This is a genomic window from Mangrovibacter phragmitis, from assembly GCF_001655675.1.
Classification (GTDB): domain Bacteria; phylum Pseudomonadota; class Gammaproteobacteria; order Enterobacterales; family Enterobacteriaceae; genus Mangrovibacter; species Mangrovibacter phragmitis.
This window is the reverse complement of the sequence record NZ_LYRP01000001.1, coordinates 1,121,462-1,135,412: the sequence shown is the minus strand read 5'-3', so window position 1 is coordinate 1,135,412 and position 13,951 is coordinate 1,121,462. Positions and strand designations below refer to the sequence as shown.

The window sequence follows — 13,951 nt, the reverse complement described above, 5'->3', positions numbered from 1 at the left end:
TCTAAATAGAATTGGGTGAGTTCCTTTTCTATTCTTTGATTAGTCACACTGGTATTATTGCTTTGTTTCGCCAGTACCGTTGTACTTTCACCAGAAATGTCGCGCAGCCTTTACAAACATTACCTTTATTTAATTATTTCCACTGGTACGATGACTGCACTCTCGGTATCTTGTACCAGGTACATTGCCCGGTGAACAGGCATTTTACCCGGAACATTTTGCAGCCAATGCGTAAAAGCCTAAAGGTAAGCAAAGCAAATAGCTCCTGTTGAAGGCAAAGCAAAGCTTTACTACCGCCCATAGAGTGTGAAAGCTTCATAAATTCGTAATACATAATTAACTACGAAATGAAAACTCGGTGGGTTTTTATCTGGCAGGAAGCCAAGTTCAAATGGAATTGCTTTGTTGTTTCACTCACATAGCAAAAGATAAGGGCACTCAGTTATGAGCCCCGGATAGTGAATCATTATGATAAATTCTACTCGCACGATACTAAACCTTGACCTCGATCTCCTCAGGACGTTTGTTGCCGTAGCGGATTTAAATACTTTTGCTGCGGCCGCTCTGGCTGTTTCGCGTACGCAATCTGCTGTCAGTCAACAGATGCAGCGCCTGGAACAATTGGTTGGCAAAGAATTATTTGTCCGCCACGGGCGTAATAAACTCCTGACCGAACATGGTATTCAACTGCTGGGGTACGCCCGTAAAATATTACGTTTTAATGATGAAGCCTGTATGTCACTGTTATTCAGTAATATTCAGGGAAAACTGTCTCTGGGGGCGTCAGACGAGTCTGCAGATACGTTGCTTGCATTTTTACTGGACAGAATAAGCCTTGTTTACCCAAAGCTTACTCTGGATATCTGTGTAAAACGCAATCCTTATATCGTTGAAATGCTCAATAGCCAGGAACTGGATCTTATTCTGACTACTTCTGCGCCAGAGTGGGCTGAATCTTTTGTTATACGGCGTTCCCCTACTTTGTGGTATTGCTCGGCTGATTTTATTTTCCCGGCTGGTGAGCCTGTGCCGCTGGTGGTTCTCGACGAGCCAGGTTCTTACAGGGATATGATTTTTAAACACCTGGAGCATGCACAAGTTGATTATCGTGTGGCTTATGTTGCTTCAACGCTGGCGGCAGTGCGGGCAGCGGTAAAAGCCGGGTTGGGAGTAACCGCCAGGCCTGCGGAAATGATGGGGCCAGAGCTGCGCGTGCTGGTTGATACTGACGGGTTGCCCACACTGCCAGATACCGAATACAGCGTTTGCCATAACGGCAAAAAAGAAAATGAATTAGTGCAAACACTGTTCCACACACTCAAAGATTATCGGAGCTCGTGGCACTACACGCAACCCCTTGATGGGGAAAAGCAGTTGCAGGATAACGCGCTTCCTGGCTAATTCTTACTTTGTAATAAAAAGCTTTTAAGGCAAATTCTGCTTTGAAAGCTTTTTTTTTACCCATCATTTTTGCCTGTCCAGGCAATCTCTGGAAAAAACCATTATAAAAACAGGGCTGTTGTTTATTTTTTTGCTCAATTAAGATAGTTTCGTGCAGGTAGCAAAATCTGTGGCTATGTTAAATATTGGCGGGGTATTGTTGCTGATTTATTGGCTGAATTAACAAAAGCGTGTCTCAGATCAAGAAAATTCCCGTTCCGGGGGGGAGGAATCCCGGTAATTTCCTGCCAGAATAAAGGGGCATCGCAGGCCATACCATGAACGGACTCGATTCAACAGTATGAATATTCATCAGTTGACAGGGAAAGACGACGACCTGAGCATTAAATGTTAAGGCTCGTAGTTAAATGTAAACTAATGTGATGATACTTTTGTTAAAGTTGACAAAAGGTTATGAAAAGGAGTAAAAAACCACAGCGTCAGGCTGGTCATAAGAAAATCATAGCAGCCTGTGTCAGGTTTTCTGTTCCTCCCCATGAATCGATGTGGTGAATCTCTGTGAACCTGTGCAGAGGCCGGTTTACCACTTTTGATGAGTAAGCAATGAGTATGTCGACATCCACTGAAATCATCGCTCATCACTGGGCATTTGCAATTTTCTTTATCGTAGCATTGGGCCTTTGCGCTTTTATGCTGGTTGGTGGCTGGTTACTGGGCGGCAGAGCCCGGGCCCGTTACAAAAACACACCGTTCGAATCGGGTATCGATTCCGTTGGGTCCGCCCGGTTGCGCCTCTCAGCGAAGTTCTATCTGGTCGCCATGTTCTTCGTCATCTTTGATGTTGAAGCACTCTATCTTTATGCCTGGTCAACCTCGATTCGCGAAAGCGGATGGGTAGGTTTTGTCGAGGCTGCCATTTTCATTTTAGTGCTGCTGGCAGGTCTGGTTTATCTGGTGCGTATTGGTGCACTGGACTGGACGCCTGCACGTTCCCGTCGCCAGATGATTAACCCGGAAACTGACAGCCACACTAGTCAACGCTAACTGCGAGGCAATAAGATGGATTATACGCTCACCCGCATAGATCCCAACGGTGAGAACGACCGTTACCCCCTTCAAAAACAGGAGATTGTTACTGATCCCCTGGAGCAGCATGTTCATCGCAGTGTTTATCTGGGCAAACTGGAAAATGCATTGCACGACATGGTCAACTGGGGGCGTAAAAACTCAATTTGGCCTTATAACTTTGGCCTTTCCTGCTGTTATGTAGAAATGGTGACCTCTTTCACTGCCGTGCATGATGTCGCGCGTTTCGGGGCGGAAGTATTACGTGCTTCTCCTCGTCAGGCGGATCTGATGGTTGTGGCTGGTACCTGCTTCACCAAAATGGCACCGGTTATCCAACGCCTGTATGACCAAATGCTCGAACCTAAATGGGTTATCTCCATGGGGGCTTGTGCCAACTCTGGTGGCATGTACGATATTTACTCAGTAGTGCAGGGCGTGGATAAATTTTTGCCCGTCGATGTGTACATTCCGGGTTGCCCGCCGCGTCCTGAAGCCTATATGCAGGCGCTGATGCTGTTGCAGGAGTCCATCGGAAAAGAACGTCGCCCATTGTCCTGGGTTGTTGGTGACCAGGGGGTTTATCGCGCCAATATGCAATCCGAGCGTGAACGCAAACGCGGTGAGCGTATTGCGGTGAAAAACCTGCGTACACCGGACGAAATTTAAAAGAACAGCGAAATGTGGCATTTTTTTGCATATCAATAATTAATAGCGCAACGCCACATTTCGGTCACCAAAAAACCATTTGCAATGGTGAACAATATGACCGATTTAACCACGCAAGAGGCGGTTTTACCCGTCTGGCAAACCAGGGATCACTTGGATGATCCGGTCATTGGCGAATTGCGTAACCGTTTTGGGCCAGATGCCTTTACTGTGCAGGCAACGCGTACCGGTGTACCGGTAGTTTGGGTGAAGCGTGAACAGTTACTCGAAGTTGGCGATTTCCTGAAAAAACTGCCTCAGCCTTATGTCATGCTGTTTGACTTGCATGGCATGGATGAGCGCCTCAGAACTCATCGTGAAGGTTTGCCTGCTGCGGACTTCTCCGTTTTCTATCACTTAATTTCCATTGACCGTAACCGCGACATTATGTTGAAGGTGGCGCTGGTGGAAAATGATATGACGGTACCCACATTCACCAGCCTGTTCCCGAATGCCAACTGGTATGAACGTGAAACCTGGGAAATGTTTGGCATAACGTTCAGTGGTCACCCAAACCTGCGCCGTATCCTGATGCCGCCTACCTGGTCTGGTCACCCGCTGCGTAAAGATTACCCGGCCCGTGCGACCGAGTTTGATCCGTTTGAACTGACCAAACAGAAAGAAGACCTGGAAATGGAAGCGCTGACTTTCAAACCCGAAGACTGGGGAATGAAGCGCGGCACGGAAAATGAAGATTTCATGTTTCTGAACCTCGGGCCAAACCATCCATCCGCGCATGGTGCGTTTCGCATTATTTTGCAACTCGATGGCGAAGAAATTGTTAACTGTGTTCCTGACATTGGTTACCACCACCGCGGTGCGGAAAAAATGGGTGAGCGCCAGTCATGGCACAGCTACATTCCCTACACCGACCGTATTGAATACCTGGGCGGTTGTGTTAACGAAATGCCTTATGTGCTGGCAGTGGAGAAACTTGCCGGTATAACAGTGCCTGATCGCGTTAACGTGATTCGCGTTATGCTGTCTGAGCTGTTCCGCATTAACAGCCACTTACTGTATATCTCCACGTTTATTCAGGACGTGGGCGCCATGACGCCGGTGTTCTTCGCCTTTACTGACCGCCAGAAAATCTACGATTTAGTTGAAGCCATCACCGGTTTCCGTATGCACCCGGCCTGGTTCCGTATTGGTGGTGTGGCGCATGACCTGCCTCGTGGCTGGGATCGTTTACTGCGTGAATTCCTTGACTGGATGCCAAAGCGCCTGCTCAGCTATGAAAAAGCCGCGCTGCGTAACACCATTCTTAAAGGACGTTCGCAGGGGGTTGCTGCCTACGGCGCGAAAGAAGCGCTGGCCTGGGGCACAACAGGTGCCGGGTTACGCGCCACCGGGATTGATTTCGACGTCCGTAAAGCCCGCCCTTACTCCGGATACGAAAATTTCGATTTTGAAGTTCCGGTTGGTGGTGGCGTGAGCGACTGCTACACCCGTGTCATGCTTAAGGTTGAAGAGTTGCGCCAGAGTCTGCGTATTCTGGAACAGTGCCTGAACAATATGCCGGAAGGGCCGTTTAAAGCGGATCACCCGCTGACAACGCCGCCGCCAAAAGAGCGCACGTTGCAACATATCGAAACCCTGATCACCCACTTCCTGCAGGTATCCTGGGGCCCGGTAATGCCGGCCAATGAATCCTTCCAGATGATCGAAGCAACGAAGGGGATAAACAGTTACTACCTGACCAGTGATGGCAGCACGATGAGCTACCGTACCCGTGTACGCACGCCAAGTTTTGCTCACCTGCAACAGATCCCGTCGGTTATCCGCGGCAGTCTGGTTTCCGACCTGATTGTGTATCTGGGGAGTATCGATTTTGTTATGTCAGATGTGGACCGCTAATTATGCACGATAATCAACAACCCCAAACGGGTGCCTTTGCACTGAGTGCCGCAGAGCGTGAGGCGATTGAGCACGAAAAGCATCACTATGAAGACCCGCGTGCGGCGTCCATTGAAGCGCTGAAAATCGTCCAGAAACAACGTGGCTGGGTGCCTGATGGTGCAATTGGTGAAATTGCAGACCTGCTGGGTATTCCCGCCAGTGATGTTGAAGGTGTGGCGACATTCTACAGCCAAATCTTCCGTCAGCCTGTTGGCCGCCATGTGATTCGCTATTGTGACAGTGTGGTGTGCCATATCACCGGTTACCAGGGTATTCAGTCAGCCATTGAAAAACACCTGGAAATCAAACCGGGTCAAACTACGTTTGATGGCCGTTTTACACTGCTGCCGACCTGCTGTCTGGGTAACTGTGACAAAGGGCCGACCATGATGATCGATGAGGATACCCACAGCCATCTCACGCCTGAGGCTATCCCGGAACTTCTGGAGCAGTATAAATGAAGACGATTATTCGTACTGCCGAAACCCATCCGCTGACCTGGCGGATGCGGGATGATAAACAACCCGTCTGGCTGGATGAATACCGCAGCAAGAATGGATACGAGGGTGCGCGGAAAGCTTTGTCTGGCATGGCACCTGATGAAATTGTCAGTCTGGTAAAAGACTCCGGGCTAAAAGGCCGTGGTGGCGCAGGCTTTCTTACCGGGCTCAAGTGGAGCCTGATGCCGAAAGACGAATCCATGAATATCCGTTACCTGCTGTGTAACGCCGATGAAATGGAACCTGGCACCTACAAAGACCGGTTGCTGATGGAGCAACAACCACATCTGCTGGTGGAAGGGATGCTTATTGCGGCATTTGCGCTGAAAGCTTACCGTGGCTACATCTTCCTGCGTGGCGAATATATTGAAGCCGCTCAGCATTTACGCCGTGCCATTGCGGAAGCTACCGAAGCCGGGTTACTGGGGAAAAACATTCTCGGTTCTGGCTTTGATTTTGAGCTGTTCGTGCATACTGGTGCCGGGCGCTATATCTGCGGCGAAGAAACGGCGTTGATAAACTCGCTGGAAGGCCGCAGGGCTAATCCACGTTCCAAGCCACCTTTCCCGGCCAGTGCTGGCGTCTGGGGTAAGCCGACTTGTGTTAACAATGTCGAAACCCTGTGTAATGTCCCGGCCATTCTGGCTAACGGTCTTGAATGGTATCAGGGCATATCGGCGGGCAAGAGCAAAGATAATGGCACCAAATTGATGGGCTTCTCCGGGCGTGTAAAAAACCCCGGCGTTTGGGAACTGCCGTTTGGCACCACTGCCCGTGAAATTCTTGAAGATTATGCCGGCGGCATGCGTGATGGCCTGAAGTTTAAAGCCTGGCAACCAGGTGGCGCAGGTACTGACTTCCTTACTGATGCTCATCTTGATTTACCAATGGAATTTGAAAGTATTGGTAAAGCGGGAAGTCGTTTGGGTACAGCGCTGGCAATGGCGGTTGACCACGAAATCAACATGGTTTCCCTGGTGCGCAACCTGGAAGAGTTTTTCGCGCGAGAATCCTGTGGCTGGTGTACGCCATGCCGGGATGGTTTGCCATGGAGCGTAAAAATTTTGCGTGCCATTGAAAAAGGTGAAGGGCAGCCTGGCGATATCGAAACGCTTGAGCAGTTGTGCCGTTCACTGGGCCCGGGCAAAACCTTCTGCGCTCATGCACCTGGGGCAGTGGAGCCTTTACAAAGCGCGATTAAATACTTCCGCGAAGAATTTGAAGCAGGTATTAAGCAGGATTTTAACAATACCCGACTGATAAACGGGATACAGCCAAACCTGTTGAAAGCGCGCTGGTAAGCCGCAACCCCTAAGCGGGTAAGCGCCGCGAACCGAATTTTGATTAACGCCTGACAGCGTCAGGCCTGATGGAAGCATGCTGACTATGGCAACGATTCATGTAGACGGCAAAGAGTATGAGGTAGATGGTGCAGACAACCTGTTGCAGGCGTGTCTCTCTCTCGGCCTTGATATTCCGTACTTTTGCTGGCACCCGGCACTGGGGAGTGTGGGTGCCTGCCGCCAGTGTGCGGTGAAGCAATACCAAAATGCCGAAGATACCCGTGGTCGCCTGGTGATGTCCTGTATGACACCAGCGTCAGACGGTACCTTTATTTCAATTGCAGATGAAGAAGCGAAGCAATTTCGTGAAAGCGTGGTGGAATGGTTAATGACCAACCATCCGCACGATTGTCCTGTTTGCGAAGAGGGTGGGAACTGCCATCTTCAGGATATGACAGTGATGACCGGCCACAGCTTCCGCCGTTATCGTTTTACCAAACGTACACATAGAAACCAGGATCTGGGGCCGTTTATTTCCCATGAAATGAACCGCTGTATTGCCTGCTATCGTTGTGTCCGTTACTACAAAGATTATGCCGATGGCACCGACCTTGGGGTTTATGGCGCGCACGACAACGTCTACTTTGGCCGCCCGGAAGACGGTACGCTGGAAAGTGAATTTTCCGGTAACCTGGTGGAAGTGTGCCCAACCGGTGTATTTACCGATAAAACCCACTCAGAGCGCTATAACCGTAAATGGGATATGCAGTTTGCGCCGAGTATTTGCCAGCAGTGCAGCCTGGGGTGCAACACCAGCCCGGGTGAACGTTATGGTGAGTTGCGCCGCATCGAAAACCGCTACAATGGCTCGGTGAACCATTACTTCCTGTGTGACCGTGGGCGCTTTGGCTACGGTTATGTGAACCGTGAAGACCGTCCACATCAACCACTGCAACGCCGTGGCGACGATATTATCGCGGTTAATGCAGAGCAGGCCTTGCAGGGCGCGGCAGATATTCTCCGCCAGTCTAAACGCGTGATTGGTATTGGCTCACCGCGCGCCAGTGTGGAAAGCAACTTCGCACTGCGTGAACTGGTGGGGGAAGGCAACTTCTATACTGGTATTGCCGCGGGTGAACAGTCCCGGCTGCAACGCATGTTGAGTATTCTGCGTGAAGGCGGTGTTCGCACTCCGTCACTGCGCGAAATTGAAAGCTATGACGCGGTGCTGATTTTGGGTGAAGACCTCACACAAACCGGAGCCCGTGCAGCACTGGCTGTGCGCCAGGCAGTAAAAGGCAAAGCGCGCGAAATGGCAGCGGCACAAAAAGTGGCTGACTGGCAAATTGCCGCCATCCTCAATATTGGGCAGCATGCCAAACACCCGCTGTTTGTAACCAATGTTGACAGTACCCGGCTGGATGATATTGCCGCATGGACTTACCGTGCGCCGGTTGAAGACCAGGCGCGACTCGGTTTTGCTATTGCCAGTGCGCTGGATAGCGCAGCGCCGGCGGTTGAACTCACCGACAATGACCTGAAAAATAAAGTGGATGTTATTGTTCAGGCACTGGCTGGTGCGAAAAAACCACTGATCATTTCCGGCACTAACGCCGGTAGTGAAGCATTGCTGGAAGCGGCAGGTAATGTGGCGACAGCGCTGAAAAATCGTGGTGCCGATGTTGGTATTACCCTGGTAGCACGCTCAGTGAACAGTGTTGGCCTTGGTTTGCTGGGTGGAGGTTCACTTGATACCGCACTCAGCGAGCTGGAAAGCGGCAACGCAGATGCCGTGATTGTGCTGGAAAATGACCTGCACCGCCACGCCAGTGCATCCCGGGTGGATGCCGCGCTCAGTAAAGCACCACTGGTGATGGTGATTGACCATCAGCGCACCCAAATCATGGATCACGCACATTTGGTCTTGTCTGCGGCAAGTTTTGCAGAAAGCGATGGCACAGTGGTGAATAACGAAGGTCGTGCACAGCGTTTCTTCCAGGTATTCGACCCGGCTTACTATCACAGTGACTGGGTTATGCTGGAAAGCTGGCGCTGGCTGCATTCGTTGCACAGCATGGTAGAAAACCGTGCGGTGGACTGGACTCAGCTTGATCACGTCATTGATGCCTGTATCGCGAAGTTCCCGCAACTGTCTGGTATGAAAGACGCCGCGCCGGAAGCCAGCTTCCGTATCCGTGGACAAAAACTGGCGCGTGAACCTCATCGTTACAGTGGCCGCACGGCGATGCGCGCCAATATCAGTGTGCATGAGCCTCGCCAGCCACAAGACCAGGACACCATGTTCGCTTTCTCAATGGAAGGGAACAACCAACCTGGTGCAGAGCGTCAGCAGGTACCTTTTGCCTGGGCTCCGGGATGGAACTCACCACAAGCCTGGAACAAATTCCAGGACGAAGTGGGCGGGCACTTACGCTTTGGCGACCCGGGTGTACGCCTGATTGAACCAGCAGACAAGCAGGCAGCCTGGTTCACCAGTGTGCCACAGCCGTTTGCTCCGGTTGCTGGTCAGTGGCGTGTTGCCCCTTATTACCACCTGTTTGGCAGCGATGAGTTATCGCAGCGTTCACCGGTTTTCCAGAAACGTATGCCGGTTGCTGTGTTGCGCCTGAACCCTGCGGATGCCGCAAGCCTTGGTATTAACGAAGGCGCGGTGGCGAGTTTCACTGTCGATGGGCAAACCCTGCGCTTGCCGGTTCAGTTGAGTGACGGTCTGGCTGCCGGGCAGGTTGGCCTGCCGATGGGGATGCCGGGCGTTGCACCGGTTCTGGCCGGGGCGCAACTGAGTAATCTGCAGGAGGCACAAGCATGAGCTGGCTGACACCTGAAGTTCTCTCCGTCATTTTCAGTGTGCTGAAAGCGGTGGTTATTATTTTGGTTGTAGTGGTGTGCGGTGCCTTCATGAGTTTTGGTGAACGCCGTTTGCTTGGCCTGTTCCAGAATCGTTACGGGCCAAACCGCGTGGGGTGGGGCGGGTCGCTGCAGTTAGCGGCCGATATGATCAAAATGTTCTTTAAAGAGGACTGGATCCCGCGCTTCTCCGACAGGGTTATTTTTACTCTGGCACCGATTATTGCGTTCACGTCATTGTTACTGGCGTTCGCGATTGTGCCGGTCAGCCCCACATGGGTGGTGGCTGATCTCAATATCGGGATTCTGTTTTTCCTGATGATGGCCGGGCTTGCGGTTTACGCTGTGTTATTTGCCGGTTGGTCCAGCAACAACAAATACTCGCTGCTGGGCGCAATGCGTGCTTCTGCACAAACGCTGAGTTATGAAGTGTTTCTCGGTTTGTCCCTGATGGGTGTGGTTGCACAGGCGGGGTCATTCAATATGACCGACATTGTGAACAGCCAGGCGCATTTGTGGAACATCGTGCCGCAGTTCTTCGGCTTTATCACCTTTGCGATTGCGGGGGTGGCGGTGTGTCACCGTCACCCGTTTGACCAACCGGAAGCTGAACAGGAACTGGCAGATGGTTACCATATTGAATATTCCGGGATGAAATTCGGTTTGTTCTTTGTGGGGGAATACATCGGCATCGTGACGGTCTCAGCGTTGATTGTCACTCTGTTCTTTGGCGGCTGGAATGGTCCCTGGTTACCGCCATTCATCTGGTTCGCACTGAAAACCGCGTTCTTCATGATGATGTTTATTCTGATTCGTGCCGCACTGCCGCGTCCACGTTATGACCAGGTGATGGCCTTTGGCTGGAAAGTGTGTCTGCCACTGACTTTGATTAACTTGTTGGTAACCGCTGCGGTTATTCTCTGGCAGGCATCTTAAGGGGTGAAAAAACCATGACATTGAAAGAATTAGTGGTTGGTTTCGGCACCCAACTGCGCAGTATCTGGATGATAGGGATGCATGCTTTTGCTAAGCGTGAAACCCGGATGTATCCAGAAGAGCCGGTTTATCTGCCACCCCGTTACCGTGGGCGCATTGTGCTTACCCGTGACCCGGATGGTGAAGAGCGGTGCGTTGCCTGTAACTTATGTGCGGTAGCCTGCCCGGTAGGTTGTATCTCCCTGCAAAAAGCAGAGATGAAAGATGGTCGCTGGTATCCGGAATTTTTCCGTATCAACTTTTCACGCTGCATCTTTTGCGGCCTGTGTGAAGAGGCCTGTCCTACAACCGCGATTCAGTTGACGCCGGATTTTGAGCTGGGTGAATTCAAGCGTCAGGACCTGGTGTACGAAAAAGAAGATTTGTTGATTTCCGGGCCGGGTAAATATCCGGAATATAACTTCTATCGTATGGCCGGTATGGCAATTGACGGAAAAGATAAAGGCCAGGCGGAAAACGAAGCCAAACCTATCGACGTCAAGAGCCTGTTACCTTAAGGAGTCGGGAATGGAATTTTCATTTTATGTTTGTGCCCTTGTGGCCATCCTGACCACCCTGAGGGTGATCACGCATACCAATCCGGTGCACGCATTGTTGTATCTGATTGTGTCGTTGTTATCTATTGCCGGTGTGTTTTTCTCCATGGGCGCTTATTTTGCCGGTGCACTGGAAATCATCGTTTACGCGGGCGCCATTATGGTGTTGTTCGTATTCGTGGTGATGATGCTTAATCTCGGCAACTCGGTTGTGGAACAAGAACGCGCCTGGCTCAAACCTCAATTGTGGATTGGCCCGGGCATTCTGAGCGCGGTGCTGTTGTTTGTCATCATAAAAGGCATTACAGGCCTGAATGATCAAGGCATTAATGGCGTGGCTATTAACGCCAAACAGGTCGGCATTGCTTTATTTGGCCCATACGTTCTGGCTGTTGAGTTGGCATCCATGTTGCTGCTGGCCGGACTGGTTGTTGCCTTCCATATTGGCCGGGAAGAGCGTCAGGGCGAAGTACTCAGTAACCGCTCTGGTGACATGGCAACAAGAAAATCGGAGGAACGCGCATGATACCGCTACAACATGGGCTCATTCTCGCGGCCATTCTCTTTGTCCTTGGCCTGACCGGGTTGATGATTCGTCGTAACCTGCTGTTCATGCTGATTAGTCTTGAAGTAATGATCAACGCTGCCGCCCTGGCATTTGTCGTGGCAGGCAGTTATTGGGGGCAGCCGGAAGGGCAGGTCATGTACATCCTGGCAATTACCCTTGCTGCGGCGGAAGCCAGTATCGGTCTGGCGCTGCTGTTGCAGCTCCATCGTCGTCGCCAGAATCTGAATATCGATTCAGTAAGTGAGATGCGCGGATGAATCTGCTTTGGTTAACTTTTTTCCTGCCACTGCTTGGCTATGTATTACTGGCCTTTTCTCGTGGGCGCTGGTCAGAAAACCTGTCGGCGACGGTAGGGGTTGGCTCTGTTGGTCTTGCCGCTTTAGTGACCGCCTGGGTGGGGATGGATTTCTTCAACCACGGTAAACAGGCATTTACTTTACCTTTGTGGACCTGGATGTCGGTCGGTAATTTTACTGTCGCTTTCAACCTGGTGCTGGATGGCCTGTCACTGACGATGCTGTCTGTCGTAACCGGGGTTGGCTTCCTTATCCATATGTTCGCTTCCTGGTATATGCGTGGTGAAGAAGGCTATTCACGCTTTTTTGCCTATACCAACCTGTTTATTGCCAGCATGGTGATTCTGGTTCTGGCCGATAACCTGATGCTGATGTATTTGGGTTGGGAAGGGGTGGGGCTGTGCTCTTACCTGCTGATTGGCTTCTACTATACCGACCCGAAAAATGGAGCGGCAGCCATGAAAGCCTTTATCGTTACCCGCGTGGGCGACGTGTTCCTGGCTTTCGCGCTGTTCATTCTCTATAACGAACTCGGTACGCTGAATTTCCGCGAAATGGTGGAACTGGCACCGCAACACTTTGCCGCGGGCAACACGATGTTGCAGTGGGCAACGTTGATGCTGCTGGGTGGTGCTGTGGGTAAATCAGCACAGTTGCCGTTGCAGACATGGCTGGCTGATGCCATGGCGGGCCCAACCCCAGTTTCCGCGCTGATCCACGCAGCAACCATGGTAACCGCCGGGGTTTATTTGATTGCCCGTACCCATGGGCTGTTCCTGATGACGCCAGAAGTACTTCACCTGGTGGGTATCGTTGGTGCAGTGACTCTGGTACTGGCGGGGTTTGCTGCCCTGGTGCAGACGGATATCAAACGTGTGCTGGCTTATTCAACCATGAGTCAGATTGGTTATATGTTCCTGGCTCTTGGGGTACAGGCATGGGATGCGGCGATTTTCCACCTGATGACCCACGCGTTCTTTAAAGCGTTACTGTTCCTGTCTTCAGGCTCTGTTATCCTGGCATGTCACCACGAACAGAACATCTTCAAAATGGGCGGCTTACGTAAGTCGATTCCACTGGTTTATGTCTGCTTCCTGGTTGGTGGCGCGGCGTTGTCTGCGTTGCCTGTGATTACCGCAGGTTTCTACAGTAAAGATGAGATTCTGTGGGGCGCTCTTGCCAGTGGTCACCAGAACCTGATGCTGGCCGGGCTGGTTGGGGCATTCCTCACCTCAATTTATACCTTCCGTATGATCTTCATCGTGTTCCATGGCGAAGAAAAAATTCATGCTCATGCCGGGAAAGGCATCACCCACCACTTGCCGTTGCTGGTGTTGCTGGTGCTGTCTACTTTCGTGGGAGCATTAATTACGCCACCGCTGGCTGGCGTGTTGCCGGAAAGCGATTTGGGGCATGCAGGAAAAACAACACTGGAAATGGCCTCCGGGGCCGTTGCGATTATCGGCATCCTGATTGCTGCCTGGCTGTGGTTGGGTAAACGTACGCTGGTCAGTGCGATTGCCAAAAGCGCACCGGGGCGTCTCTTCAGCACATGGTGGTTCCATGCGTGGGGCTTCGACTGGTTATATGACGCCATTTTCGTCAAGCCATTTAAAGCAATTGGCTGGTTGCTGCAACGAGACCCACTGAACGCATTGATGAACATCCCGGCAATATTGTCGCGTTTTGCAGGCAGAGGTTTGCTGTTAAGCGAAAGCGGTCATTTACGTTGGTATGTTGCATCGATGAGCATCGGTGCTGTTGTGGTACTGGCACTGCTGATGGTGTTGCATTAATGGATATCAGGGGAGCGGAGAAACCTGTTTCCCTG

Annotated in this window: 12 protein-coding genes; all 12 read left to right on the top strand. The window is 51.3% G+C overall.

The window, feature by feature from the left end; genetic code table 11:
* Window positions 1-468: 468 nt before the first annotated feature.
* The 12 genes from A9B99_RS05090 to nuoL all read left to right on the top strand — a co-directional run bounded on the left by A9B99_RS05090 (window position 469) and on the right by nuoL (window position 13,916).
* The gene (locus A9B99_RS05090) at window positions 469-1,401 is read left to right on the top strand and encodes a LysR family transcriptional regulator (protein WP_064595194.1); all 933 of its coding nucleotides are present in this window, start codon (window positions 469-471) and stop codon (window positions 1,399-1,401) included.
* Window positions 1,402-2,004: 603 nt separating this feature from the next.
* Window positions 2,005-2,445 carry an NADH-quinone oxidoreductase subunit NuoA gene (nuoA, locus tag A9B99_RS05085; protein ID WP_064595190.1) on the top strand — a complete coding sequence of 147 codons (441 nt, stop codon included), beginning with the start codon at window positions 2,005-2,007 and terminating at the stop codon, window positions 2,443-2,445.
* A 15-nt stretch (window positions 2,446-2,460) separates the two neighbouring features.
* Complete coding sequence (gene nuoB / locus A9B99_RS05080; RefSeq protein WP_036115987.1) at window positions 2,461-3,135, top strand: NADH-quinone oxidoreductase subunit NuoB; 675 nt, start codon at window positions 2,461-2,463, stop codon at window positions 3,133-3,135.
* 84 nt (window positions 3,136-3,219) lie between these two features.
* Window positions 3,220-5,031 carry an NADH-quinone oxidoreductase subunit C/D gene (gene nuoC, locus A9B99_RS05075; protein ID WP_156518985.1) on the top strand — a complete coding sequence of 604 codons (1,812 nt, stop codon included), beginning with the start codon at window positions 3,220-3,222 and terminating at the stop codon, window positions 5,029-5,031.
* Window positions 5,032-5,033: 2 nt separating this feature from the next.
* On the top strand, window positions 5,034-5,534 hold the full coding sequence (gene nuoE / locus A9B99_RS05070; protein ID WP_064595184.1) for an NADH-quinone oxidoreductase subunit NuoE: 501 nt from the start codon (window positions 5,034-5,036) through the stop codon (window positions 5,532-5,534).
* On the top strand, window positions 5,531-6,874 hold the full coding sequence (gene nuoF / locus A9B99_RS05065; protein ID WP_064595182.1) for an NADH-quinone oxidoreductase subunit NuoF: 1,344 nt from the start codon (window positions 5,531-5,533) through the stop codon (window positions 6,872-6,874). Before nuoE ends, nuoF begins: the two co-directional genes overlap by 4 nt.
* Window positions 6,875-6,959: 85 nt before the next feature.
* Window positions 6,960-9,686 (top strand): NADH-quinone oxidoreductase subunit NuoG, encoded by a 2,727-nt coding sequence (gene nuoG, locus A9B99_RS05060; RefSeq protein ID WP_064595561.1) that lies wholly within the window; start codon window positions 6,960-6,962, stop codon window positions 9,684-9,686.
* A complete protein-coding gene (nuoH, locus tag A9B99_RS05055; protein ID WP_064595180.1) occupies window positions 9,683-10,660 on the top strand; it encodes an NADH-quinone oxidoreductase subunit NuoH in 978 nt (325 codons plus the stop codon). The genes nuoG and nuoH overlap by 4 nt, the downstream gene beginning before the upstream one ends.
* A 14-nt stretch (window positions 10,661-10,674) precedes the next feature.
* Window positions 10,675-11,217, top strand: coding sequence for an NADH-quinone oxidoreductase subunit NuoI (gene nuoI / locus A9B99_RS05050; protein ID WP_064595178.1), 543 nt, complete (start codon window positions 10,675-10,677; stop codon window positions 11,215-11,217).
* A 10-nt stretch (window positions 11,218-11,227) separates the two neighbouring features.
* Window positions 11,228-11,782: an NADH-quinone oxidoreductase subunit J gene (gene nuoJ, locus A9B99_RS05045; protein ID WP_064595176.1), complete on the top strand. Its 555-nt coding sequence runs from the start codon at window positions 11,228-11,230 to the stop codon at window positions 11,780-11,782.
* Window positions 11,779-12,081, top strand: a complete 303-nt coding sequence (gene nuoK / locus A9B99_RS05040) for an NADH-quinone oxidoreductase subunit NuoK (protein ID WP_036115971.1) — start codon at window positions 11,779-11,781, stop codon at window positions 12,079-12,081. Before nuoJ ends, nuoK begins: the two co-directional genes overlap by 4 nt.
* Complete coding sequence (gene nuoL / locus A9B99_RS05035) at window positions 12,078-13,916, top strand: NADH-quinone oxidoreductase subunit L (protein ID WP_064595174.1); 1,839 nt, start codon at window positions 12,078-12,080, stop codon at window positions 13,914-13,916. Before nuoK ends, nuoL begins: the two co-directional genes overlap by 4 nt.
* Window positions 13,917-13,951: the final 35 nt, after the last annotated feature.

Coding starts and splice junctions, on each gene's coding strand:
- A9B99_RS05090 (WP_064595194.1), top strand. CDS start 469: ATGATAAATTCTACTCGCACGATACTAAACCTTGACCTCGATCTCCTC.
- nuoA (WP_064595190.1), top strand. CDS start 2,005: ATGAGTATGTCGACATCCACTGAAATCATCGCTCATCACTGGGCATTT.
- nuoB (WP_036115987.1), top strand. CDS start 2,461: ATGGATTATACGCTCACCCGCATAGATCCCAACGGTGAGAACGACCGT.
- nuoC (WP_156518985.1), top strand. CDS start 3,220: ATGGTGAACAATATGACCGATTTAACCACGCAAGAGGCGGTTTTACCC.
- nuoE (WP_064595184.1), top strand. CDS start 5,034: ATGCACGATAATCAACAACCCCAAACGGGTGCCTTTGCACTGAGTGCC.
- nuoF (WP_064595182.1), top strand. CDS start 5,531: ATGAAGACGATTATTCGTACTGCCGAAACCCATCCGCTGACCTGGCGG.
- nuoG (WP_064595561.1), top strand. CDS start 6,960: ATGGCAACGATTCATGTAGACGGCAAAGAGTATGAGGTAGATGGTGCA.
- nuoH (WP_064595180.1), top strand. CDS start 9,683: ATGAGCTGGCTGACACCTGAAGTTCTCTCCGTCATTTTCAGTGTGCTG.
- nuoI (WP_064595178.1), top strand. CDS start 10,675: ATGACATTGAAAGAATTAGTGGTTGGTTTCGGCACCCAACTGCGCAGT.
- nuoJ (WP_064595176.1), top strand. CDS start 11,228: ATGGAATTTTCATTTTATGTTTGTGCCCTTGTGGCCATCCTGACCACC.
- nuoK (WP_036115971.1), top strand. CDS start 11,779: ATGATACCGCTACAACATGGGCTCATTCTCGCGGCCATTCTCTTTGTC.
- nuoL (WP_064595174.1), top strand. CDS start 12,078: ATGAATCTGCTTTGGTTAACTTTTTTCCTGCCACTGCTTGGCTATGTA.